General features: G+C 65.1%; 22 protein-coding genes. 8 read left to right on the top strand and 14 right to left on the bottom strand.

The genetic code is table 11. The features are described 5' to 3' along the window. Window positions 1-324 precede the first annotated feature (324 nt). Both aroQ and KUV62_RS20805 read left to right on the top strand, forming a co-directional pair. Complete coding sequence (gene aroQ, locus KUV62_RS20810) at window positions 325-768, top strand: type II 3-dehydroquinate dehydratase (RefSeq protein WP_222605666.1); 444 nt, start codon at window positions 325-327, stop codon at window positions 766-768. Then, window positions 765-1532 carry a LuxR family transcriptional regulator gene (locus tag KUV62_RS20805; RefSeq protein ID WP_222605665.1) on the top strand — a complete coding sequence of 256 codons (768 nt, stop codon included), beginning with the start codon at window positions 765-767 and terminating at the stop codon, window positions 1530-1532. The genes aroQ and KUV62_RS20805 overlap by 4 nt, the downstream gene beginning before the upstream one ends. Window positions 1533-2007: 475 nt before the next feature. Here the strand turns inward: KUV62_RS20805 and tsf are convergent, their stop codons facing one another. Together tsf and rpsB are read right to left on the bottom strand one after the other, a co-directional pair. Beyond that, on the bottom strand, window positions 2008-2883 hold the full coding sequence (gene tsf / locus KUV62_RS20800; protein ID WP_222605664.1) for a translation elongation factor Ts: 876 nt from the start codon (window positions 2881-2883) through the stop codon (window positions 2008-2010). Between the two features lie 98 nt (window positions 2884-2981). Next, window positions 2982-3749, bottom strand: a complete 768-nt coding sequence (gene rpsB / locus KUV62_RS20795) for a 30S ribosomal protein S2 (RefSeq protein ID WP_222605663.1) — start codon at window positions 3747-3749, stop codon at window positions 2982-2984. Window positions 3750-3995: 246 nt separating this feature from the next. Here rpsB and KUV62_RS20790 point away from each other — a divergent pair, with 246 nt between their 5' ends. Beyond that, window positions 3996-4631: a helix-hairpin-helix domain-containing protein gene (locus tag KUV62_RS20790; RefSeq protein WP_222605662.1), complete on the top strand. Its 636-nt coding sequence runs from the start codon at window positions 3996-3998 to the stop codon at window positions 4629-4631. Between the two features lie 49 nt (window positions 4632-4680). Here KUV62_RS20790 and phoB read toward each other — a convergent pair whose 3' ends face one another. The 7 genes from phoB to KUV62_RS20755 form a co-directional block, all read right to left on the bottom strand. After that, window positions 4681-5370 (bottom strand): phosphate regulon transcriptional regulator PhoB, encoded by a 690-nt coding sequence (gene phoB, locus KUV62_RS20785; protein WP_222605661.1) that lies wholly within the window; start codon window positions 5368-5370, stop codon window positions 4681-4683. A 14-nt stretch (window positions 5371-5384) separates the two neighbouring features. Continuing rightward, the gene (gene phoU, locus KUV62_RS20780) at window positions 5385-6110 is read right to left on the bottom strand and encodes a phosphate signaling complex protein PhoU (protein WP_222605660.1); all 726 of its coding nucleotides are present in this window, start codon (window positions 6108-6110) and stop codon (window positions 5385-5387) included. 3 nt (window positions 6111-6113) lie between these two features. After that, window positions 6114-6911 (bottom strand): phosphate ABC transporter ATP-binding protein PstB, encoded by a 798-nt coding sequence (gene pstB, locus KUV62_RS20775; RefSeq protein ID WP_222605659.1) that lies wholly within the window; start codon window positions 6909-6911, stop codon window positions 6114-6116. A gap of 36 nt (window positions 6912-6947) precedes the next feature. Next, a complete protein-coding gene (gene pstA, locus KUV62_RS20770; protein ID WP_222605658.1) occupies window positions 6948-8297 on the bottom strand; it encodes a phosphate ABC transporter permease PstA in 1350 nt (449 codons plus the stop codon). Then, complete coding sequence (pstC, locus tag KUV62_RS20765; RefSeq protein WP_222605657.1) at window positions 8294-9748, bottom strand: phosphate ABC transporter permease subunit PstC; 1455 nt, start codon at window positions 9746-9748, stop codon at window positions 8294-8296. Before pstC ends, pstA begins: the two co-directional genes overlap by 4 nt. A 96-nt stretch (window positions 9749-9844) precedes the next feature. Continuing rightward, on the bottom strand, window positions 9845-10885 hold the full coding sequence (locus KUV62_RS20760; protein ID WP_222605656.1) for a PstS family phosphate ABC transporter substrate-binding protein: 1041 nt from the start codon (window positions 10883-10885) through the stop codon (window positions 9845-9847). A 925-nt stretch (window positions 10886-11810) separates the two neighbouring features. Further along, a complete protein-coding gene (locus KUV62_RS20755; protein ID WP_222605655.1) occupies window positions 11811-12851 on the bottom strand; it encodes a sensor histidine kinase in 1041 nt (346 codons plus the stop codon). Between the two features lie 393 nt (window positions 12852-13244). Here KUV62_RS20755 and KUV62_RS20750 point away from each other — a divergent pair, with 393 nt between their 5' ends. Next, window positions 13245-13757 carry a hypothetical protein gene (locus KUV62_RS20750; protein WP_261395804.1) on the top strand — a complete coding sequence of 171 codons (513 nt, stop codon included), beginning with the start codon at window positions 13245-13247 and terminating at the stop codon, window positions 13755-13757. A gap of 19 nt (window positions 13758-13776) precedes the next feature. Here the strand turns inward: KUV62_RS20750 and KUV62_RS20745 are convergent, their stop codons facing one another. From KUV62_RS20745 to KUV62_RS20735, 3 genes are read right to left on the bottom strand one after another with little or no spacing between them, the layout of a single operon-like run. Continuing rightward, the gene (locus tag KUV62_RS20745) at window positions 13777-14298 is read right to left on the bottom strand and encodes a gamma carbonic anhydrase family protein (protein ID WP_222605654.1); all 522 of its coding nucleotides are present in this window, start codon (window positions 14296-14298) and stop codon (window positions 13777-13779) included. Beyond that, the gene (gmk, locus tag KUV62_RS20740; protein ID WP_222605653.1) at window positions 14295-14936 is read right to left on the bottom strand and encodes a guanylate kinase; all 642 of its coding nucleotides are present in this window, start codon (window positions 14934-14936) and stop codon (window positions 14295-14297) included. Before gmk ends, KUV62_RS20745 begins: the two co-directional genes overlap by 4 nt. A gap of 4 nt (window positions 14937-14940) precedes the next feature. Beyond that, on the bottom strand, window positions 14941-15831 hold the full coding sequence (locus tag KUV62_RS20735) for a YicC/YloC family endoribonuclease (RefSeq protein ID WP_222605652.1): 891 nt from the start codon (window positions 15829-15831) through the stop codon (window positions 14941-14943). A 244-nt stretch (window positions 15832-16075) separates the two neighbouring features. On the opposite strand from KUV62_RS20735, the gene KUV62_RS20730 reads away from it, so the two are divergent. Further along, window positions 16076-16783: a PAS domain-containing protein gene (locus KUV62_RS20730; protein ID WP_222605651.1), complete on the top strand. Its 708-nt coding sequence runs from the start codon at window positions 16076-16078 to the stop codon at window positions 16781-16783. 136 nt (window positions 16784-16919) lie between these two features. On the opposite strand, the gene KUV62_RS20725 is transcribed toward KUV62_RS20730, so the two are convergent. Beyond that, window positions 16920-17831: a UTP--glucose-1-phosphate uridylyltransferase gene (locus KUV62_RS20725; RefSeq protein WP_222605650.1), complete on the bottom strand. Its 912-nt coding sequence runs from the start codon at window positions 17829-17831 to the stop codon at window positions 16920-16922. A gap of 435 nt (window positions 17832-18266) precedes the next feature. On the opposite strand from KUV62_RS20725, the gene KUV62_RS20720 reads away from it, so the two are divergent. Genes KUV62_RS20720 through ggpS form a run of 3 tightly spaced genes read left to right on the top strand, consistent with a single transcriptional unit; the run spans window position 18267 to window position 21691 of the window. Continuing rightward, window positions 18267-19400, top strand: coding sequence for an NAD(P)H-dependent glycerol-3-phosphate dehydrogenase (locus KUV62_RS20720; RefSeq protein WP_261395802.1), 1134 nt, complete (start codon window positions 18267-18269; stop codon window positions 19398-19400). Beyond that, the gene (locus KUV62_RS20715) at window positions 19397-20173 is read left to right on the top strand and encodes an HAD-IIB family hydrolase (RefSeq protein ID WP_222605649.1); all 777 of its coding nucleotides are present in this window, start codon (window positions 19397-19399) and stop codon (window positions 20171-20173) included. The genes KUV62_RS20720 and KUV62_RS20715 overlap by 4 nt, the downstream gene beginning before the upstream one ends. Before the next feature lie 3 nt (window positions 20174-20176). Continuing rightward, window positions 20177-21691, top strand: a complete 1515-nt coding sequence (gene ggpS, locus KUV62_RS20710) for a glucosylglycerol-phosphate synthase (protein ID WP_222605648.1) — start codon at window positions 20177-20179, stop codon at window positions 21689-21691. Window positions 21692-21826: 135 nt separating this feature from the next. On the opposite strand, the gene KUV62_RS20705 is transcribed toward ggpS, so the two are convergent. After that, the gene (locus KUV62_RS20705) at window positions 21827-22264 is read right to left on the bottom strand and encodes a DUF4174 domain-containing protein (protein ID WP_222605647.1); all 438 of its coding nucleotides are present in this window, start codon (window positions 22262-22264) and stop codon (window positions 21827-21829) included. Window positions 22265-22385 lie beyond the last annotated feature (121 nt).

The following is a 22385-nucleotide window of genomic DNA, read 5'->3' as shown; positions in this document are numbered from 1 at the left end:
TTCGATCTGAACACGTTCCTTGACGCTCAGTTGCGTGTATACCGCTCCCATGGCAGGCTCTCTCCATTAGATAACCATCTGTTTTCTAATGGGAGTCGCACTTGAGGGTAGCGCGCACCATCCGACATCCATACATCTTATAATCAGTATTATGTAATAAATTGGCATGCAGAGCCAGCCCTAGATGCGCTCGCGAAGCCCCCTGGAGCCCAAAGCTCTTGCGACCCCGCGTCAAACATTGCACCTCCACGTCGGTAAAGGCGCTTATAGACAAGCGTCGCTTTCCGACGAACACTGCACACACTGACTCGAAGGTCCCTCAAGATGCCCGGCTTCCTCATCCTCAACGGCCCCAACCTGAACCTGCTCGGCACCCGCCAGCCCGAGGTCTATGGCCGCACCACGCTGGCCGATGTCGAAGACATGTGCCGCGCCCACGCCAAGGAGATCGGCGTCGAGGTCGAGTTTGCCCAGAGCAACCACGAAGGCGCGCTGATCGATGCGATCCACGGCACCCGTGGCCGGCTCGACGGGCTGATCCTCAATGCCGGCGCCTATACGCATACCTCGGTCGCCCTGATGGATGCGATCAGCTCCGCCGAGATCCCGGCAATCGAGCTGCACCTGTCGAATGTTCACGCCCGCGAGGAGTTTCGCCACACCAGCTATATCGCGCGGGTCGCGGTCGGCGTGATCTGCGGCTTCGGTGCGCGCGGCTACACGCTCGCGATGGACGCGATGAAGAGCCATCTGGACAGCCTGTCATGACGCTTCCCCTGGACCTGCGCAGCCGGCTCATCGCGATGACCAATGCCGGCACCGTCGAAGAGCTCTGGTCCATGCATCTCCAAGGCATGGCCCGCTACGGCTTCGACCGGCTGATGTACGGGTTCACGCGCTACCGCACGACGACCTCGCTGGGCGATCCCAATGATTTCGTGCTGCTGACCAATCACAGCACAGACTACACCGATGTGTTCATCGGCGACGGGCTCTATCATCACGCGCCGATGGTCCGCTGGGCGCTCGAGCATGAAGGCGCCTGTTCCTGGCGGGTGCTCGGCGAGATGATCGCCCAGGGCAACCTGACCGAGGCCGAGCGTCGCGTGATCGAGTTCAATCTTGGCATGGATGTGCGCGCCGGCTACTCGATCAGCTTCAAGTCGGTCTCGAGCCGCGCCAAGGGCGCGATTGCGCTGACCGCGCGCCCGGGCCTGCAGCAGCACGAGATCGACGCCACCTGGGACAGGCATGGCGATGACATCATGCTGATGAACAACCTGCTGCACCTCAAGATCCTCACCCTGCCCTACATCCCGCCCAACCAGACCCTGACCAAGCGCCAGCGCGAGGCCCTGGAATGGGTCGGTGACGGCAAGACGATGCAGGATATCGCGGCGATCATGGGATTGACCCAGGCCACGATCGAGAAACATCTGAGATTGGCGCGTGAGGCGCTGAACGTGGAGACGACGGCTCAGGCGGTCGCCAAGGCCGCCTTCCAGAATCAGATGTTCGTCATCGATATCTGAACACTGGAAGAGATCAAAACTGAACGGTCAAGTCGAGTCGAATTCGACTTTAGGAGGAGAAGACCGCCTCCAAATCCCGCACTATATTTGCCTTTCCTTCGCTCTAAATTTATCATTTTGAAATCTATCTAGGTGATTTTCCCAGATTTGGTGAAAAAATCTCGGGGTCAGGTATCCCAGACTTCCCTGACGAAGCGTTAATTGCGATTGTATCTCTGTTCCGTGAGTGGTGGCTTTGGCCATGGAACATGAGGACCCATCCCTCGCGATTTCGAGGGCTCTGGCGTTCTCCCGGTGTAAACCGGAGCTGGGAGGGGCTCGAGCAATTTTGGCGAGAGCCCCCTCGGCGCCCTCCTGTTGAGGCTCCTCTAATCATCCCCAACCGTGCGGGGAGCCGACACCAGGAACCAAAAGGAGCCGCCCATTGGGCGGCTCCTGTCTTTTCGTACATTCGAAAGATACCTTTCGGGGCTGATCAGCCCTGAGCGGCCTTCGCAACCTCGGCTGCGAAATCCTCTTTCTCTTTCTCGATGCCTTCACCAACCTGCATGCGGACGAAGCCCACGATGGTCGCGCCGGCTTCTTCGGCGGCCTTCTCGACGGTCAGGTCGGGGTTGATGACGAATTGCTGGCCCAGCAGGGTCACCTCGGCGAGGAACTTCTTCATGCGGCCGACGATCATCTTCTCGATGACGGCGTCCGGCTTGCCGGATTCCTTGGCGATATCGATCTGGACCTGACGCTCCTTCTCGACAACAGCCGGGTCGAGGTCGGCTTCCGACAGCGAGGCCGGGTTGGCAGCTGCGATGTGCATCGCGACCTGCTTGCCGAACGCGTCGTCACCGCCCTTGAGCGCAACCAGAACGCCGATCTGGCCGAGGCCCGGAGCGGCGGCGTTGTGCACGTAGGTCGAGACCACGTCGCCCTCGATCTTCGCCATGCGGCGCAGGGTCATGTTCTCGCCGATCTTGGCGATCTTGTCGGTGATGACCTCGGAGACCTTCTTGCCACCGATCTCGGCATCGGCCAGCGCTTCGACGCTGTCCACGCCGGTCGCGGCCTTGGCGATGTCCGACACCATGCCCTGGAACTCGGCGTTCTTGGCAACGAAGTCGGTCTCGGCGTTGACCTCGACGGCGACGCCCACGCCACCGTTCACCTCGACGGCCACGAGGCCCTCGGCGGCGGTGCGGCCGGATTTCTTGGCGGCCTTGGCGAGGCCCTTGGTGCGCAGCCAGTCGATGGCGGCTTCCATGTCGCCGTCGGTCTCGGTCAGCGCCTTCTTGGCATCCATCATGCCTGCGCCGGTCATCTCGCGCAGTTCTTTCACCTGTGCAGCAGTGATCGCCATGTGCTTGGCTCCCTCTCGAATGGTCTTGTGCGGCAGGCCCTGCCCCGGGCCTCGCCGCTCATGTCATGCTTGCGTGACGCTTTCGCGACAGCGCCGGATCAGTTCTGGCCGGCGCCGGCCAGCAGCTCTTCTGCCGGTGCGTCTTCCAGAGCGCCCAGGTCGACGCCTGCGGCTTCCATCTGGCCGGTCATGCCGTCGAGGGCTGCGCGGCTCACGAGGTCGCAGTAGAGCGCGATGGCGCGGGCGGCGTCATCGTTGCCGGGGATGATGTAGTCGACACCCTCGGGCGAGCAGTTGGTGTCGACGACGGCGACGACCGGGATGCCCAGCTTCTTGGCTTCGGCGATGGCGAGCTGCTCTTTCTTGACGTCGATGACGAAGAGCAGTTCGGGCAGGCCGCCCATCTCGCGGATGCCGCCGAGCGATGCCTGCAGCTTGGCCTGCTCGCGCTCCATGCCGAGGCGCTCTTTCTTGGTGAGGCCTTCAGCACCGGCTTCCATCTGCTCGTCGATCGCCTTGAGGCGGTTGATCGACTGCGAAACGGTCTGCCAGTTGGTCAGCGTGCCGCCGAGCCAGCGGTGGTTCATGTAGTACTGGGCGCACTTCTCGGCCGCTTCGGCGATCGGCTGGGCTGCCTGACGCTTGGTGCCGACGAACAGCACGCGGCCGCCCTTGGCAACGGTCTCGCGGATGACGTTCAGCGCCGCGTCGAGCATCGGCACGGTCTGGGTCAGGTCGAGAATGTGGATGCCGTTGCGCGCACCGTAGATGAACTCGCCCATGCGGGGATTCCAGCGCTGCGTCTGGTGGCCAAAGTGCACGCCTGCTTCAAGCAGCTGGCGCATGGAGAACTCGGGAAGAGCCATGTCCTATATCCTTTCCGGTTTCATATCCTCGGCGGGGGCTTGACCCGAAATGGGGCAACCGGTGGACGCTGTGGGGATGTCTCCCCCATAGGCCCGACCCCGCCTGCGGGGTTCGTGTGCGCGCCTATAAGCGGTCGGCGCGACAAGCGCAAGCCCTGACGGAACCTTGTGGACAAGCCAGCGGTTTCTGACGCATCGTCACCGGCATTGCCTGCGCCTGAGCATTCCTATCACCTGGAGATCGTTTTGACAGACCTGACTTCCGTCCGAGGCATCGGACCCGCCCTCGCGGCGCAGATCCGCGAGCTCGGCATCGACAGCGCCGAGGCGCTGGCCGGGGCAGATCCGGAGCGCCTGACCGCCCTGCCCCGCACAAGGCTGCCCCGCGCCCAGAGCCTGATCGCGGCGGCGGTCGACAGCCTGGCCACCGATCCCGCGCCCGCGCCGCGCACCGCCGAGACCGAGGCCGCCCCGGCCCCCGGGACCCCCGGAGACGACAAGCTCGAGGAAGCCGAGGCGCCCGCCGAGGCGGCGCGCCTGATGCCCGAGCCCGACCCCGACAGCCCGCTCGCGGTCAACGATCCCCTGCCCGAGCCGGAGCCCACGCAGACGCTCACGCCCGGCAGCGGCAAGGCGAAGGGCAAGGCCGAGAAGAAGGCCAAGCCCTCGAAGAAGGACGCCAAGCCGAAGAAGAAGAGACCCGGAAAGGACGGCAAATACGGCAAGGCGGCCAAGGACAAGAAGACGTCGAAGGGCAAGAAGAGCGAAAAGTCCGAGAAAGCCAAGCTGAACAAGGCCGCTGCAAAGAAGCAGAAGAAAAAGGCCGAGGCCGCGAAGGCCCTCAAGGCCGACAAGAAATCCAAGAAAAAGAAGAAGAGCTGAGCAAGGCGCCTGACGGGCGGGCCTGCGACCCGCCTGTCAGCCTGAACGCTCAGCCGAGGGCGTAGCCCGCGCCACGCACCGTGCGCAGCGGATCGCCGCCGCCGTGGACGCCAAGCGCCTTGCGCAGCCGCCCGATATGGACGTCGACGGTGCGGGTGTCGACATAGATGTCGCGCCCCCAGACCCGGTCGAGCAGCTGCTCGCGCGACCATACGCGGCCGGGCTTTTCCATGAAGGTCGAGAGCAGCCGGAACTCGGTCGGACCGAGCTTCAGCTCCTGCCCGTCGCGGGTCACCCGGTGGGTTTCGGCGTCGAGGATGATGTCGTCATACTCGAGCCGCAGGCCCGCCGCCGCCGGGCGCGCCCGGCGCAGCTGCGCCTTCACCCGCGCCATCAGCTCGCGCAGGCTGTAGGGTTTCACCACGTAGTCGTCGGCCCCGGTCTCGAGCCCGCGCACCCGGTCGATCTCTTCCGAGCGCGCCGAGAGCATGATGACCGGAACGCCCCGTGTCTCGGGGCGGGTCTTGATCTGGCGGCAGACCTCGATGCCCGAGAGGTTGGGCAGCATCCAGTCGAGCACGATGACATCGGGCTCTTCCTCGTCGAGCATGACGAGGGCTTCCTCGCCATTTCCGGCGGCGGCGACGCGGAAGCCCTCGGCTTCCAGGTTGTAGCGAAGAACTTCGCGCTGCGAGGCTTCATCCTCGACGACCAGAACGGTGGGCTGATCTGCCGACATGGTCTTTCTCCGCCTTAGAGGTCGGCGCTCAGCGCCGGGTCGCTCGACGTGCGGTCTTCCTTGATCCGCACGCCCTCGGGTTTCTCGCCGGTGGCAAGGAAGATCACCTGCTCGGCGATCGCCGTCACGTGGTCGCCCATGCGCTCGATGTTCTTGGCGATGAAATGCAGGTGCATGCACGAGGTGATGTTGCGCGGGTCTTCCAGCATGAAAGTCAGGAACTCGCGGAACAGCGTGTTGTACATCTGGTCGACATCGGCATCGCGCTCGATGACGTCGCGGGCCAGCGCCTCGTCGCGCTTGATATAGGCGTCGAGCGCGTCCTTGAGCATCATCTCCACATCGCGGGCCATGCGGCGCAGCGCGGTGGTCGAACCGTTGATCTGGCTCATCTGGGCCAGAACCGTGGTGCGCTTGGCCATGTTCTTCGACAAATCGCCGATGCGCTCGAGGTTGGCCGACATGCGCATCACCGACAGCACGACGCGCAGGTCGCTGGCGGCGGGCTGGCGCAGCGCGATGACGCGGGCGGCCTCCTCGTTGAGGATCTCCTCCATCTCGTCGATGGCCTTGTCGCCCTTGCGGACCTGCTCGGCCAGCTCCTCGTCGCGGGTCTCCAGCGACTTGGCGGAATCGTGGATCGCGGCCTCGACCAGCCCGCCCATCTTGAGGATCTGGGCCTGGATGCCCTCGAGATCGCGATCGAAGGCGGTGGCAATGTGGTGCTTGAGATCGCTCATGACTTATCCGATCCGTCCGGTGATATAGGACTCGGTGCGCGAGTCCACGGGGTTGGTGAAGATCTGGCTGGTCTCGCCGTATTCCACGAGATGACCGAGGTGGAAGAACGCGGTCTTCTGGCTGACGCGCGCGGCCTGTTGCATCGAGTGGGTCACGATCACCACCGAGTAGTTGGTGCGCAGCTCGTCGATCAGCTCCTCGACCTGCGCCGTGGCGATCGGGTCGAGCGCCGAGCAGGGCTCGTCCATCAGCAGCACTTCCGGCTCGGTGGCAACGGCGCGCGCGATGCACAGGCGCTGCTGCTGGCCGCCCGAGAGGCCGGTGCCGGGCGCGTGCAGACGGTCTTTCACTTCGTTCCAGATCGCGCCGCGGCGCAGCGCCTTCTCGACGATCTCGTCGAGATCGGCTTTGGTCTTGGCGAGGCCATGGATGCGCGGGCCATAGGCCACGTTGTCGTAGATCGACTTGGGGAACGGGTTCGGCTTCTGGAACACCATGCCCACCTTGGCGCGCAGCTGCACCGGATCGACGCGCTTGTCGTAGATGTCCTCTCCATCGAGCGAGATCAGCCCCTCGACGCGGCAGATGTCGATGGTGTCGTTCATCCGGTTCAGGCAGCGCAGGAAGGTCGACTTGCCGCAGCCCGACGGTCCGATGAAGGCGGTGACGGTCTTGTCCTGCAGCTCGACGGACACGTCCTTGATGGCGTGGTTCTCGCCGTAATAAACTTGGACATCCTTGGCGGAGATCTTGATTTCGTTGGCTTCCACGTCGGTCTTCCTCAACGGTGCATCATACATGGGTTCACTTCCCCTTACCGAGATTGTCGCTCATCGTCACCACCGGCGCTCGAACTTGCGGCGCAGGACGATGGCGATCACGTTCATGACCAGCAGGAACACGAGCAGGATGATGATGCCGCCCCAGGCCCGTTCGTAATAGGCGGGGTCGGCGCGCTTGGCCCATTCGTAGATCTGCGCGGGCATCGCCGAGTTCGGCGACATGAAGCCCGAGATGATCCCGTCCGGGTAGTTGGTGGCGATGTAGCCGACCATGCCGATCAGCAGCAGCGGCGCGGTCTCGCCGAGCGCCTGCGCCAGGCCGATGATGGTCCCGGTCAGGATGCCGGGCATGGCGAGCGGCAGCACGTGGTGGAACACCGACTGCATCTTCGAGGCGCCGACCCCGAGCGCGGCGTCGCGGATCGACGGCGGCACCGCCTTGAGCGAGGCGCGGGTCGAGATCACGATGGTCGGCAGGGTCATCAGCGTCAGCGTCAGGCCGCCGACCAGCGGTGCCGATTGCGGCAGGTGAGCGAATTGGATGAAGGCCGCGAGGCCGAGAATACCGAAGACGATCGAGGGCACCGCTGCGAGGTTCGAGATGTTGACCTCGATGAAATCGGTGAACTTGTTCTGCGGCGCGAATTCCTCGAGGTAGATCGAGGCGGCAACGCCGATCGGCAGCGCCAGGAACAGCACCACCAGCATCATGAACAGCGAGCCCAACATCGACACGCCGAGGCCGGCCTGCTCGGGACGGCTCTCGGAGGCGTCGGAGCCGGTGATGAAGGCCAGGTTGAAGCTCTTGTGGACGGTGCCGTCCTCGAGCAGCGCGTCGACCAGATCGAGGTGGCCCGCATCGATGTTCTTGTCCTCGGTGATGCTGTCGCGGGTGACACGGTCCTTGAGGTAGCCGTCGACGCGCGAGGCGGCGAGGATCTCGAACTCGACGGTTTCGCCGACCAGATCGGGGTTGGCGAGCACGCGGTCACGCAGCTGCGCCGCGGCGGAGGCCGAGATCAGCGCCTTCATGTCGCCGCCGTCTTCGTATTCGGTGGCGATGCCCTTGTCCTGTACCAGCTGGTAGAGGCTGTCCTGGATCAGCGGGTTGTAACCGAAGGTCGAGACCTTGGCCATTTCCGCCGGGTCGCGGTTGCCGTTCTTGTCGAGCTTGGCCGGGTCCAGGTAGACCGGCACCTCGATGAAGGTCTGCTGGAACGCGCCGATACCGTTGCCGATGATCGAGCTCAGCAGCACCACGAGGAAGAACATCCCCGCGCCGATGGCGGCGAGCCCGTAGAGGCGGAAGCGCTTTTCGGCGGCGTTGCGGCGCTGGGTGCGTTTGTCGGCTGCGGTCAGGCTGGTTCGGGGACGGGCGGCGCCCTGAGAGGTCGCGTCGGTCATTCGTACTGCTCCCGGTATTTGCGCACGATGTAGAGGGCGAAGACGTTGAGCCCCAGCGTGATGATGAAGAGCGTCATGCCGAGGGCGAAGGCCACCAGTGCCTCGGGCGAGGCGAAGTCGGCGTCGCCGGTGAGCTGGCTGACGATCTTGGCGGTGACGGTGGTCATGGCGTCGAACGGGTTGAGCGAGAGCCGCGCCGCGGCCCCTGCCCCGAACACCACGATCATGGTTTCGCCGATGGCGCGCGAGGCCGCGAGCAGCACCGCGCCCACGATGCCCGGCAGCGCCGCCGGCAGGATCACCTGCTTGATGGTCTCGGACTGGGTCGCACCCAGGCCGTAGGAGCCATCCCGCAGCGATTGCGGCACGGCGTTGATGATATCGTCGGAGAGCGAGCTGACGAAGGGGATCAGCATGATGCCCATCACCAGACCCGCGGTCATCACCGCGGTGCCGGCCTGCATCCAGCCCAGCCCGTCGCGGCCGAACACGGTCAGCAGCAGCGGCCCGACGGTCAGCAGCGCGAAGAGACCGTAGACGATCGTCGGGATGCCGGCGAGCACCTCGAGCAGCGGCTTGGCCCAGGCGCGCATCTTCGGCCCGGCATATTCCGACAGGTAGACGGCAGCGAAGAGGCCGATCGGGACCGCCACGACGAGCGCGATGAAGGAGATGTAAAGCGTGCCCCAGAGCAGCGGCCAGATGCCGAGCTCGGAGCCGCCGCCGAAGGAGGGCGACCAGGTGAAGGAGCCGAAGAACTTCGAGGCGGGGTAGACCTGGAAGAAATTCCAGGTGTTGCCGACCAGCGAGAGCACGATGCCGATGGTGGTCAGGATCGCGATGGAGGCGGCGGCGAGCAGGATCATGCGGATGCCGGTCTCGACGGCGTTGCGGGCGCGGAAGTCGCGGTTCGATTGTGCCACGCCCCAGACCAGCCCGCCAACAGCCAGCAGGATCACCACTGCGCTGCGCCAGAAATTGCCGGCGCTGTTCATCGCGCGATAGTCCTGCGCTGCCTCGAGCACCTCGGGGCTGACATCGGAGCCAAGCGCCACGCCGGCCTCGCCCAGCAGGCTGCGCACGTCGGAGTCCGCGGCGCTCATGGCGTCGGCGTCACCGGCGGTGATCAGGCCACGGCTCACCGCGGTGTCGAGACCGCCCGCCACCCGGCGCACGTCGGACATCACCAGCCCCAGCGTCGAGCCCTCGGGCACGGCGCCCTCGCCGAGCCCAGCGGTCACCTGGCGATCGACCAGCATCGGCTGCACCAGCAGCCAGACCACCAGCGCGAGGAAGGCCGGCGCCATCACCTTCATGGCGACGTTCCAGCCATAGTAGTTCGGAAGGGAATGCGGGCGCTCGGCGCCGGCGGAGGTCACGCGGAGGCGGCCGGCGATGAAGCCGGCAACCGCTAGCGCGAGCACGATCAGGATGAGCCAGAGTACCGGCATGTCGCCCCCCAGGGTCGTTTCGAATTCGCAAATGGCCTAAGAGAAGACGGGGCGGCGCACAATGGCACCGCCCCGAAGCAATCGGGAAATATCCGATTACATGTTCGAGCCCATGACCTCTTCATCGGCAACCTTGGACTGGGTCTCGGCCAGCTCGGGGTCGGAGACGAGGCCGTAGTTGGCGAGCGGGCCGTCGGGGCCGGCGATCTCGTCGGCAACGAAGAACTCGGCGTATTCCTTCAGGCCGGGGATGACGCCGATATGGGCCTTCTTGATGTAGAAGAACAGCGGACGCGACACCGGGTACTCGCCTGCGGCGATCGACTCGGTGGTCGGCTGCACGCCGCCCATGGTCGCGACCTTCAGCTTGTCGGTGTTGTTCTCGTAGAACGCCAGGCCGAAGACGCCGATGCCGTTCGGGTTGCTGTCGATGCGCGCGAGGGTCTCGGTGTAGTCGCCGTCGATGTCGACCGACTTGCCGTCGGTGCGGACCGCCATGCAGGCGCCCTCGGCGTCGTCTTCCGACATGCCGCCGGCCATCATGGCTTCCATCGCGCCGGTGTCTTCACAGCCCTGCAGCAGGACCTTCTCTTCGAAGACTTCGCGGGTCCCGTGCTTCGTGCCCGGGATGAAGGCAGCGATCTCGACGTCCGGCAGGTCGCCGTTGAACTCGGCCCAGGTGGTGTAGGGGTTAGCGGTCATCTCGCCGTCGACCAGGACCTCTGCGGCCAAGGCGTTGTAGATGTCGGCCGGCTCGAATGCGGTGAACTCGGGGCCGGTCTTCTGCGACGCGAAGACGATGCCGTCATAGCCGATGCGCACTTCGATGATGTCGGTCACGCCGGCGTCGGCGCAGGCCTTGATCTCTTTTTCGCGGATGGCGCGCGAGGCGTTGGCGATGTCGATGGTGTTCTCGCCGACGCCTTCGCAGAAGCGCTTGAGGCCAGCGGAGGAGCCGCCCGATTCCACGACCGGGGTCGGGAAGTCGAAGTTCTCGCCGAAGGCTTCCGCCACGATCGAGGCGTAGGGCAGCACGGTGGACGAGCCAGCGACCTGAACGTTGTCACGAGCGGCGGCGGCGGAAGCCGAGACGGCGGCGATGGCCAGGGCCGATGCGGCGAGTTTGACGGATTGCATGAGCATGCTCCTGTAACTTTGGGTCTGGTCCCCTCCCCTGGGGAACCTTGCGGGCAGCCCTAGGCTTCCCGCGCAATGCTTTTGTGACGGTTACGTAACAGTTTGATGACAGCACCCTGTTTATGGCATGAAAGCTCGGGAAGATCGCGAAGCCTTGCAGGGAAGCAGGCTGCGCGGTGCCGCGCCACGGCCCGGATGACACGGGCTGCGCCGCTCTGCCGGGGGAAGCAAGGCAATGAAAAAACGCGATTTTATAAAGGAGGCCGGGGACCGAGCGGTGATTTGGGTGACCCCCGCCAACGTCACCCGGCACTTCGGCACGAAGTGGCCGGTGGGCAAGGCGCGGTTCAAGAAGCTGCGCCGGTTCCTGCCTCGCGCGGTGGTGAATCTTCTCCGCAAACGCATCAAACGCGCCGAACCGTTTACAATTCCCGCGGAGCATTTTGCCGGCAAGCCCGCGGTGACAGAGACTCACCGCTACCGCCTGCTCGAGGATCTCGCCGCCCATAGTGACGATCTCCGGGCGAGCCTCTGGTTTCGCACGTTCCAGGCCGATCTCGCTGCCAAGGGCGTCGCCGACTACAAGGGCCGCAAGCTCCATAGCGAAGACGAGATCCTCGAGTTCCTCGACAGCTACGTCCTGGGCTTGATCGAGAGCATCCGCGCCACCGGGTTCGACGCGTCCAAGACAGGCTACGAATCCTCGGCGGTGATCGATGCCGAGGGCCGGCTGATGAAGACCAGTTCGGGCAATCACCGCTTCTGCATCGCCACGCTGCTCGATCTGCCGCTATTTCCGCTGATGATCGTCGGCGCCCACGAGGACTGGGTGCGCCAACACATCTCCGGGCCCGTGACGGTCGAGAAGGTGCTCTCGCAGCTGCCCGCGATCGAGAGAGCTCACCGTCGCCCGTGCAGCGACGTTTCAGACCTCGAGCGGGAGGATGACCCGGAAGGTGGTGCCTTCGCCCGGGGTGCTCTCGATGCGCAGACGCCCGCGGTGGCGGTTGACGATGTGCTTGACGATGGCGAGGCCAAGCCCGGTACCGCCCATTTCGCGTGAGCGGTGGCTGTCGACCCGGTAGAACCGTTCGGTGAGGCGCGGGATGTGGATCGGGTTGATCCCCGGACCCGTGTCGCGCACCGACAGCTCGACGCCCTCGCCGCGCAGCCGCGGCTGGTAGGATGCCGCCGAGAGCCGCACGGTGACGTCGGTCCCTCTGCCTGAGTATTTCACCCCGTTCTCGACGAGGTTGACCAGCACCTGCCGCAGCTGATCGGCATCGCCGGGCAGCTCGAGCGGCCCCTCCGGCAGATCCGTATGGAGCGTCACCCCGGCATCATTGGCGAGCGGCGCCAGCCCGGTGATCACCGAGCGCACCAGCCCGGCGAGATCCACCGGCTCGATCGGGCGCACGCGCTCCTCCGCCTCGACACGGCTCAGCGACAGCAGGTCACCCACGAGCCGCTCCATGCGCCCCGCCTCGTCTTCCATGATGCCGAGGAAGCGGTCGCGCGCCGCGGCGTCGTTGCGGGCCGGGCCGCGCAGGGTCTCGATGAAGCCCAGCAGCGCGGTCAGCGGCGTGCGCAGCTCGTGGCTGACATTGGCGACGAAATCCCGCCTCATTTGCCCGGCCTGTTCGAGATGGGTGATGTCGGTGAAGGTGAGCAGGACCCCGGGCCGCCCCTCGAGGGGCACCGGCCGCACCGACACTTCATAGGTGGTGTCCTGGCGGCCGTCGCTGGTCAGGTAGCGGGTCAGTCGCGGCGCGCCGTCGCGGAAGGTGCCCTCGATGGCATCGAGCAGCGAGGGCTGGCGCAGCGCGGTGATGAAATGCCGCCCCTCGAGCCCGTCGCCCAACAATGCCGTGGCTTCCGCGTTTGCGGCCTCCACCCTCTCGTCCCAGCGGATCAGGATCGTCGGCAGCGGCACCGCCGCGACGACATGCCTCGAATCGGTCTGCATCGAAGTCCTTCCCTGCGACATGGCCTGCCGAGCCCTACTGTCGCCGCGTGGCGCTCGCGCGGCGGTGAAATCCGGTCGTGCCCGGGTGTTGCATGGCCGAAGCGCGCAGGCAAGCGCCCACAGATTTGCGCGATCTTGCCACTGTTCAACACCGATCGGCGGTGACCCACCGCAATGTGTCCTCAAAAAGATCCGGCGCAAGACTCTGTTAATAAATGAATTTCAACCTGAAGAGGATGCCAATTTACCCGATTATGGCGGCATCTAGGTACGGCGATCGGCAAGATACTACCTATGAGAGTATGAATTTGCGAAATTTGATTGCACGCGCCATGGTTTTGTCCTTTTATGGCGATGTAGGTGGGGGCACCTACAACCGCAGGAACTCATGCTATGCAGAACGATCCGATCGATATCCGCTGCCCGCATTGCGGCCACGTGGCCCAGTTCCACGAGCCATTTCGATTTACTTGCGTGATCCGCTACCAGGAAGTGCCTGAAAACGCGCATCTCTGGGGCCGCGTCGTGGTCGAAGAACTGTATCCGGAGCAGTTCTCCTGGGTACAACCGGAAGCAAAGAAACCCACGTTCCATCAAGATGGCGCGGAGGGCCCCGGCTATCGCCTCAATCATCACGGTATGGTTGAGTGCGATCAGTGCAAGACGCTGGAGAAAGCCACGATCTCGTGGCCGGAGGACGCGTACTGGCAATGGAACATTGACGGGCACAGCCTGGTCGCACGCAATCGCGAGCATGCCCGCCAGATCCTCTCTTTCCTTCGCGAGCGCAAGCGGGCTCCGAACCGGAAGCCGGCGCTGCGCAACATCCCGACCGTCATGCTGACCCGTCAGATGGCGCCGGTGGTGCAGTCCAAGGTCGAATACGCCCTCGAGCACGCCTCGTGAGCGGCATCAGGGTCTGACGTCAGAGCGCCGTCAGACCCGCTTTGAACCGGCGCGCATTGGCCTGGTAGCCGAGCGCCGATTTCCGCAATCCCTCGATCGCCGCCTCGTCGAGCTGGCGCACCACCTTGCCCGGCATGCCCATCACGAGGCTGCCGTCGGGGATCTCCTTGCCCTCGGTGATCAGCGCACCGGCGCCGATCAGGCAGTTGCGACCGATCTTCGCGCCGTTGAGAATGGTGGCGCCCATGCCGATCAGGCTGTTGTCGCCGATGGTGCAGCCGTGCAGCATGACCTTGTGGCCGATGGTGCAGCCCTGCCCGATTCCCAGCGGATAGCCCATGTCGGTGTGGCAGACGACGTTCTCTTGCACGTTGCTGCCGGCGCCGACGCGGATCTCCTCGTTGTCGCCGCGCAGGGTGCAGCCAAACCAGACCGACGCGCTGTCTTCCAGCACCACCTTGCCGATCAGGTTGGCATCCGGCGCCGCCCAGGCGGTTTCGGCCAGCTCGGGCGCAACGCCGTCCAATGCGTAGAGCGTCATTCCTCTCCCTCCTCGAATTCCGCCTGCAGCTTGCGCACGTGATCGAGCAGGTGCGGCTGCTGTGTCCGGCGCAGGCGCGCGGCGGTGACGATGCTCTTGAGCCGCTCCTCGGTGGCGTCGAGATCCTCGTTGACCAGCACGAAATCATACGAGCCCCAATGCGAGATCTCGTCCCAGCTCTTCTGCATCCGCCGGTCGATGACCTCCGGGCCGTCCTGCCCGCGCGACTCCAGCCGACGCTTCAGCTCTGCAATCGACGGCGGCAGCAGGAAGATCGACAGCGTGTGCAGCGCCAGCTCCGAATTGGTCATCTGCTGGGCGCCCTGCCAGTCGATGTCGAACAAGACATCCTTGCCGGCGATGATCGCGTCGCGCACCGGGCCCTTGGGCGAGCCGTAGAAATTGCCGAACACGTGGGCGTGCTCGAGCATCTCGCCATTTGCGACGGCCTTCTTGAAGGCCGCCTCGGTCATGAAATGGTAATCCTCGCCATCGACCTCGCCGGGCCGCGGCGCGCGGGTGGTGGCCGAGACCGAGAAGATCACCGACGGATCCCAGGCCCTGAGCCGCTTGGCCAATGTCGATTTGCCCGCGCCCGAGGGCGAGGACAGGATGATGAGAAGACCTCTTCGGTTCATCGGATCACTCCACGTTCTGGACCTGTTCGCGCATCTGGTCGATCACCGTCTTGAGCGTCAGACCGATCTGGGTCAACGCCGAAGAGCCGGATTTCGAGCAGAGCGTGTTGGCCTCGCGATTGAATTCCTGCATCAGGAAATCGAGCTTGCGCCCGACGGCGCCCTTGTCCTGCAGCAGCGCCCGCGCCGCCGCCACATGCGCGGTCAGGCGGTCGAGCTCCTCGGTGATGTCGGACTTGACGGCAATGAGCGCGAGCTCCTGTGCCACGCGGGCCTCGTCGACGCCTTCGCTGGCCTCCATGACGCGCGCCAACGCCGCGCGCAGCTTCTCGGCCTGTTCGCCGCGTCGGCTCTCGACGGCCTCGGCCGCCTGCGCCACCAGCGCCTCGATCTCATCGAGCTGGCCGCTGAGCACAGTCAACAGCGCCTGCCCTTCGAGGCCGCGCATCTCGGCGAACTCCGCCAGCGCCATCTCGAACTCCGCCATCAGCGCGGCGCGCAGCGCCGGCACGTCGCGCTGGCTCTGGCCGCTCGCCATGACGCCACGCAGGGCGACGATCTGCGCCGCGCTGGAGCGCTCGAGCGGCAGCCCGCGACGACCCGCGGCCTCCTCGATGCGCACCATCGCGTCGAGCACCCGGGAGAGCGCGGCCTCGTCGAGCTCGGCGGCCTCGTCCTCGCCGCCGCCGGCGACCCGGAGAGAGACCTGCACGTTGCCGCGCGCGAGCTTGGCCTGCGCCGCCTTGCGCACCAGCGGTTCGAGCCCCTCGATCCAGTCGGGCAGCCGCAGCCGCAGCTCGAGCCCCTTGCCGTTGACGCCGCGCACGTCCCAGGACCAGCGAAGCCCGTCGATTTCGCCGCTGCGGGAGGCAAAGCCGGTCATCGATTGCCGCATTCTCGCCGCTCCATGTTAAGGCCGGGTTGCCCGCAGGGAAATTGCGGGGTTTCATCGGCCTACCCTCTGAGTCCGGGCATGGCAAGCTGCGCGTTCCGGGCCAAGGCGTTAACCTTTCAGCCAGAATTGGGGCAGAATTCTGCCCCATTTGAGATAAGTTGAGACTCAACACGACACAAATGACCGGCAAAGTGGAACGGGGGCTCCGACGATGCCGGCGACAGGACTGGAAGGAGCCCGAGATATGTTTCGCGATGGCGGCAAAGGCAGGGGCATCGTTTCGATGACCGATCTGGAAAGACAAAAAAGGCATGATTCGCTGAGGCTTGTTGAGAGCTATTGGCACGAGCTCGCAACCACGCGCGGCGAGGTTCCGCTGCGCAGCGAGATCGACCCGCGCCGGATCGAAAATGCGCTCGAATACGCCTTTCTGGCCGAAAGGATCGCGCCCGGCCTCGCCAAGCTCCGGGTCGCCGGCTCGCACCTCAATGACCTGATGGGCATGGAGACCTCGGGCATGCCGCTTTCGACCCTCTTCACGCCTGCGGCGCGCGATCGGCTGGCCGATGCCGTGACCCGAGTCTTCGCCGAGGGCGTCGCGGCCACGCTCCGCCTCTCCGGGGAAGAAGGGTTTGGTCGCAACAGCTTGCAAGGCGATCTTCTGCTTCTGCCTTTGCGCTCCGACATGGGGGACATGACCCGCATGATCGGCGCTCTGGTCAGCTCGGGCCGGATCGGCCGCACCCCGCGGCGGTTCGACATCACCGATGTCTCCATCGAGGCTCCGAGCCCGGGTAAGAGCCTGCCTGAGACAGAGGCACCAAGTGCAGAGCCTGCGTCGGCCCCACGGCCAATGCCCGGACTGGCGGAGGAGCCAGCGGGTTTCGAGACGAAGCCCAAGGAGGGTGCGAAGAGGCCGCCCTACCTGCGCCTGATCGTCTCGAACGACTAACCCTTTTATATCGTAAAATCAGTCCTTTGAATCGCAATTTTAAGGCGATACGAAAACGGCCTCACGCAAAACAAAAGCCCCCGCGCGATGTGCTCGCGCGGGGGCCTTTTGGTCTGCAAGTCTCTGGGACGAGAGCTTACTCGGCTGCGAGTTGCATGGAGCCGTGCTCTTCCAGCACCGGATGAAACTCTTCGTTCTGGCCGGCATAAGCGAGGGTCGCGCGCAGCATTCCAGCCTTCGAGCCGCAGTCGAAGCGCTGGCCGCTGAAGCGGAAGCCCGCGAGGCCGACACGCTCCACACCCTTCGCGATGGCATCGGTGAGCTGGATTTCGCCGCCGAGACCGGGCTCCTGATTGCGAAGGTCATCGAAGATCGAGGCGTCGAGAACATAGCGACCGACCACGGCGTGCAGCGACGGCGCCTCTTCCGGCTCCGGCTTCTCGACCATGCCGGCGGCCGGCACCATCTGGCCAATCGCCGTGCCTTTCGGGTCGAGCACGCCATAGGCCTTCACCTCGTCGCGCCCGACTTCCATCGTTGCGACCATGTGACCGGCAGCGCCGGACTCGTACGCCTCGATCATCTCGCTCAGGCAGCCCTTCTGACCCATGATCAGGTCGTCGGGCAGGATCACGGCGACCGGACCCGGCAGGCATTCATCGACAGCGCAGAGCACAGCGTGGCCGAGGCCAAGCGGCTCGGGCTGCATCACGAAATGCGCCTGCTCTTCCTCGGGGTTGATCGCGTTTTCGTCGAGCGTGTCGGCAATGCTGTGCTTGCCCTTCTCGCGCAGCTGGTGGCACAGTTTCTCGTCCTGGTGCACGTAGCGCTCGATCGCGCCCTTCGACGGGTGCGACACAAACACCATGCGCTCGATCCCGGCGGCGCGGGCTTCGTCGATGGCGAATTGCAGAAGCGGACGGTCGAGCACGGGCAGAAGCTCCTTGGGCGTGGCCTTGGTCGCCGGAAGGAACCGCGTTCCGAGCCCTGCCACCGGGAAGATCGCGGTGCGCACTTTCTGGCGGGCAGTCGGGCTGGTGTTGGTCACGTCGGTATCTCCTTGTGTCGCTGATCGCTGTCGCCGCATTGCGGCAATTGCGTAAGAGCTTATGCCCTTTTGGGTGATCGACCAAACAACGTGTCGAGAGGACAAAAGTTCCGGCGTAGAACCGCCTGATTTTAAAAGGCCTCGGCAAAGACACGAAAATTCAATGTCTTGCCGGAAGTCGGGTATAGAAATGCCGAAAATTCACGTAATCGCGTCAAAATTGAATCAAAGGCGCCCATCGGACCCGCAGGGGCCTGCTGCAGATGCACAAAAACCGGGCAATTCCTGTCTGGCCTTCGCCAGTGCAGAAAAAACGGCGGCTTGGCTTGGTTCGCCGGAACCCTGAGCCTACTGTCGCGTTACCAGCATAGGACAGAATGGAGTGAGCCCAATTGGCCGGCGATCCCAGCGATGGGAAAGCCCAGGCACAGCATTATGGACGGACTGACATTGGACATCCCGCCCGCGCGCGGCACCGGCGACATGCCGAGACGCGCTGAACCTTACGCCCGACTTGCCGTGATCGGCATGGGAAGCTGGGGCACCGCCCTTGCCGCGGTCGCGGCATCGGCCGGCTGCGACACCCGGCTCTGGGGCCGCCGCGACAGCCTCGCGCAAGCGATGGCCGAGACCCGGCAGAACCCCGAGCACCTTCCCGGCATCGATCTTCCCACCACACTGACGCCGACGTCGGATCTGGCCGCCGCGCTCAGCGGTGTCGAGGCCGTGCTTCTGGTGACGCCATCGCACACGCTGCGCGACATGGCGCGCAAGATGAAGCCGCATCTTCCCGAGGGCATCCCGATCGCGCTCTGCTGCAAGGGCATCGAGCGCGGCACCGGTTTCCTCCTCAGCCATGTGGTCGAAGAAGAGCTGCCAGGCCATCCGGTCGGAGCGCTCTCCGGCCCCACCTTTGCCCGCGAGACGGCGCTCGGCCATCCGACCGCCGCCACCGTGGCGTTCAATTTCCGCCATCACGACCGCATCGCCCCCGAGCGCGCCCCCGCCGCGCGCCTCGCGCTGACCATGCAGACACAGGCCTTCCGGCCCTACGTCTCGGACGACCTGATCGGCGTCGAGGTCGGCGGTGCTGTGAAGAACGTGGTCGCCATCGCCTGTGGCATGATGACCGGCGCAGGCTTTGCGGAGAACACCCGCGCCGCGCTGATCACCCGCGGCATGGACGAGATGAAAGCGCTGGCCGAGGCGCTCGGCGGCAAGCGCGAGACGGTGACCGGCCTTGCCGGCGCCGGCGATCTCACGCTCACCTGCTCGTCGACCACCTCGCGCAACATGTCGCTCGGCACCCAGCTTGGTCAGGGCATCCCGCGCGACGCCTGCTTCGATGGCAAGCCGACGGTCGTCGAGGGCGAGGTCAACGCGGTCTCGGTGGTTGATCTGGCGCGCCGGGTCGGCGTCGAGATGCCGATCTGCGAGGCGGTCCACGCCATCCTGCACGAGGGCGCGCCGCTGACCGAGACCTTCCAGGCGCTCTGGTCCCGCCCCATCGAGGGCGAGCCGCGGGCGCTCGACATTACGCTTCACCCCTACGAGGGAGACCCCGCATGAGCTTCGATCACCCCCATAACCGCGACATCGCCGGCTGCCGCTTCGTACTGGCGACCGATCTCGACGGCACCTTTCTCGGCGGCTCCGAAGAGGACCGCGCCAAGCTCTACCAGTGGATCGAGGACAACCGCGACACCATCGGCCTGATCTTCGTCACCGGGCGCGATCCCAAGTTCATCGGCGAGCTCTGCGACGGCGGCGTGCCGTGGCCCGAATACGTCGTCGGCGACGTCGGCACCACCATCGCCCGGGTCGAGGATGGCAAGATCCATCCCATCGAGCCGCTCGAGGTCGAAGTTGCCGAGACTTGGGGCGATGCCGGCGACACGGTGCGCTCCGCGCTCGACGGCCATCCCGGCCTGACCCTGCAGCCGACCGAGTTCCGCTACCGCGTGAGCTATGATCTCGACGCCGAGGCCTTCGACGACAGCGCCCATGACATCGTCCGCGACATGGGCCACGACCCGCTGGTCTCCGACAACCGCTATTTCGACGTGCTGCCGCGCGGCATCTCGAAAGGCCCGTCGCTGCGCCGCCTCGTCACCCATCTCGGCATCGAGGAGAGCCGCGTGCTCGCCGCCGGCGACACGCTTAACGATCTGTCGATGCTGGAATGCGGGCTGCAGGCCGTCGCCGTGGGTGGCGCCGAGCAGGCCCTGCTCGACCGGGTCTCCCGCCTGCCCCATGTCCACACCGCCGAAGCGATCGGCGCGGCTGGCATCCTCGAGGCGGTCGAGGCCTTCAATCTGCATCCCCTCCCGAAAGGAGCGTGAGCCATGTCCAGTGATCTGGTAATCGTCTATCACCGTCAGCCCTACGAAGAGGTCGAGGTCGACGGCAAGATCGAGTATCGCGCCAACAAAAGCCCCAACGGTATTGTCCCGACGCTGAAGAGCTTCTTCGGCAAGGTCGACAATGCCGCATGGGTGGCCTGGAAGGAGGCGGAGGACACCTCGGATCCCGGCTTCGAGCGGGTGATCCACATCGAGGATTCCTTCGGCAAATACACTGTCTCGCGGCTGCCGCTGACCGCGGCGCAGGTGAAGAGCTTCTACCACGTCACCTCGAAAGAGGCGTTCTGGCCGATCCTGCACGGGTTCAAGGAAAAGTATAACTACGACCCGGTCGATTGGCCGACCTTCAAGGAGGTCAACTGGGCCTTTGCCGAGGCCGCCGCCGCCGAAGCCGCCGAGGGCGCCAGCGTCTGGGTGCACGACTATAACCTGTGGCTCGTGCCCGGCTACCTGCGCCAGATGCGCCCCGATCTGCGGATCTCCTTCTACCACCACACGCCCTTCCCGGCGGCAGACATGTTCAACGTGCTGCCGTGGCGCGGCGAGATCATCGACTCGCTGCTCTGCTGCGACGTGGTCGGCTTCCACATCCCGCGCTACGCGTCGAACTTCGTCTCCTGCGTGCGCTCGCTGCGCGATGTCGGCAACGTGCCCCGCATCAAGGTCGAGAACGACATGATGTCGGAAGGCTCGGCCCTGTCCGACCGCACCGTGCCGACAGAGATCCACACCGACGAGCGCGTGGTGCAGCTCGGCGTGACCCCGGTGGGCGTCGATGTCGAGTACATCAAGTCGCTGGCCGGATCGGAAAAGACCGACACCCTCTCGGCCCGCTTCCGCGAGGAGATCGGCGACACCCGCGTGCTGCTTTCGGTGGGCCGCACCGACTATACCAAGGGCGGCGCCGACCAGCTCCTCGCCTTCGAGCGCCTGCTCGAGCGCCGGCCCGAGCTGCGCGGCATCGTGCGGCTGCTGCACGTCTCGGTGCCCGCCAACCGCAACATGACGGTCTACGAGCCGATCCAGAAGGAACTGGAGGAGATCGCCGGCCGTATCAACGGGCGCTTCGGCAGCTTCACCTTCCAGCCGGTCGCGCTGATTTCGCGCGCCATTCCCTTCGAGGAGCTGGTGGCGTGGTATCAGGTGGCCGACGTGGCGTGGATCACCCCGCTGGCCGACGGCATGAACCTCGTCTGCAAGGAATATGTCGCCGCCCGCAAGGATGGCGACGGCGTGTTGGTGCTGTCGGAATTTGCCGGTGCTGCCGTCGAGATGGGGGCCGCGGTGCTGGCCAACCCGTTCTCGAGCCGCGCCATGGACTTCGCCATCGACATGGCGCTGGACATGCCGGAAGACGAGCGCCGCGCCCGGATGGAGCTGCTGCGCGCCTCGGTCGAAAAGCGCGACACGCGCCATTGGGCCGAAGATCAGCTTGCCCTGCTGTCGCCGAAGGATTTCGGGGATGAAAGCGCAAACGAAGAAGCTGAGATGGCCTGACCCACGGGCCATTTCCAACCGGCTTTCATCACCAGATTCTTTCTTTCACGAGTACGGGGCAAGCAGCAATGCTTGCCCCGATTTGCTTTGCGGATATCCGCTTTGACGTCGCCTGTCTCGGAATTCGGGCGGGCGTCAGTCGCGCATCTCGTTGCGCCGCATCGGCATCCGGTCGATCACGGCAAACAGCTCCTCAGGCGCCAGAACCGCGTCCTGCTCGAGCTTCACGCCGCCATCCTTGCCCACGAGCACCAGCTTGAAACCGCCGGGCTGGAAACCCTGCCGCAGCGGCGAGGGCGTGCGGTCGTCGAGATCGCTCAGCACCACGATGTCGCGCTCGGCGAGGGCCGCTTCGGCGGCGCGCAGCATCTCCATCTGGCGCGCATAGTCCGGGTGATCCTGCGACGGGGCGAAGAGCAGCACCGGGCGCTTGTCCCAGCGCATCGCATTCAGGTCGCGGGCGTCCGTCGGCAGGGTCTGGAAGAGGTCGGTGGCCGCGAGTGCCGGAGAGGCCGCGAGCGCCCCCGCGACGACAGCAACACCGAGCTTGGTCTTCATGCGAATGCGGCCCATTGGGATCTCCTGGCTGGGTGGTTTCAGCCTTACGCATGAGGAGGCCGAACGGTTCCCGACCCGACGCGCGGAACCTGCGGTCAGCTGGTCACGCTTGCGTTGCCCGGCGGCGCGCGCAAGC

This window comes from Salipiger bermudensis (assembly GCF_019801965.1).
In the GTDB taxonomy this organism is placed as follows: domain Bacteria; phylum Pseudomonadota; class Alphaproteobacteria; order Rhodobacterales; family Rhodobacteraceae; genus Salipiger; species Salipiger bermudensis_A.
This window is presented reverse-complemented; position numbering and strand designations above follow the sequence as displayed.

Bases quoted from the DNA above. Each gene is read 5' to 3' on its own strand.
- aroQ (WP_222605666.1), top strand. From the start codon at position 325: ATGCCCGGCTTCCTCATCCTCAACGGCCCCAACCTGAACCTGCTCGGC.
- KUV62_RS20805 (WP_222605665.1), top strand. From the start codon at position 765: ATGACGCTTCCCCTGGACCTGCGCAGCCGGCTCATCGCGATGACCAAT.
- tsf (WP_222605664.1), bottom strand. From the start codon at position 2,883: ATGGCGATCACTGCTGCACAGGTGAAAGAACTGCGCGAGATGACCGGC.
- rpsB (WP_222605663.1), bottom strand. From the start codon at position 3,749: ATGGCTCTTCCCGAGTTCTCCATGCGCCAGCTGCTTGAAGCAGGCGTG.
- phoB (WP_222605661.1), bottom strand. From the start codon at position 5,370: ATGTCGGCAGATCAGCCCACCGTTCTGGTCGTCGAGGATGAAGCCTCG.
- phoU (WP_222605660.1), bottom strand. From the start codon at position 6,110: ATGAGCGATCTCAAGCACCACATTGCCACCGCCTTCGATCGCGATCTC.
- pstB (WP_222605659.1), bottom strand. From the start codon at position 6,911: ATGTATGATGCACCGTTGAGGAAGACCGACGTGGAAGCCAACGAAATC.
- pstA (WP_222605658.1), bottom strand. From the start codon at position 8,297: ATGACCGACGCGACCTCTCAGGGCGCCGCCCGTCCCCGAACCAGCCTG.
- pstC (WP_222605657.1), bottom strand. From the start codon at position 9,748: ATGCCGGTACTCTGGCTCATCCTGATCGTGCTCGCGCTAGCGGTTGCC.
- KUV62_RS20760 (WP_222605656.1), bottom strand. From the start codon at position 10,885: ATGCAATCCGTCAAACTCGCCGCATCGGCCCTGGCCATCGCCGCCGTC.
- KUV62_RS20755 (WP_222605655.1), bottom strand. From the start codon at position 12,851: ATGCAGACCGATTCGAGGCATGTCGTCGCGGCGGTGCCGCTGCCGACG.
- KUV62_RS20750 (WP_261395804.1), top strand. From the start codon at position 13,245: ATGCAGAACGATCCGATCGATATCCGCTGCCCGCATTGCGGCCACGTG.
- KUV62_RS20745 (WP_222605654.1), bottom strand. From the start codon at position 14,298: ATGACGCTCTACGCATTGGACGGCGTTGCGCCCGAGCTGGCCGAAACC.
- gmk (WP_222605653.1), bottom strand. From the start codon at position 14,936: ATGAACCGAAGAGGTCTTCTCATCATCCTGTCCTCGCCCTCGGGCGCG.
- KUV62_RS20735 (WP_222605652.1), bottom strand. From the start codon at position 15,831: ATGCGGCAATCGATGACCGGCTTTGCCTCCCGCAGCGGCGAAATCGAC.
- KUV62_RS20730 (WP_222605651.1), top strand. From the start codon at position 16,076: ATGTTTCGCGATGGCGGCAAAGGCAGGGGCATCGTTTCGATGACCGAT.
- KUV62_RS20720 (WP_261395802.1), top strand. From the start codon at position 18,267: ATGGACGGACTGACATTGGACATCCCGCCCGCGCGCGGCACCGGCGAC.
- KUV62_RS20715 (WP_222605649.1), top strand. From the start codon at position 19,397: ATGAGCTTCGATCACCCCCATAACCGCGACATCGCCGGCTGCCGCTTC.
- ggpS (WP_222605648.1), top strand. From the start codon at position 20,177: ATGTCCAGTGATCTGGTAATCGTCTATCACCGTCAGCCCTACGAAGAG.
- KUV62_RS20705 (WP_222605647.1), bottom strand. From the start codon at position 22,264: ATGGGCCGCATTCGCATGAAGACCAAGCTCGGTGTTGCTGTCGTCGCG.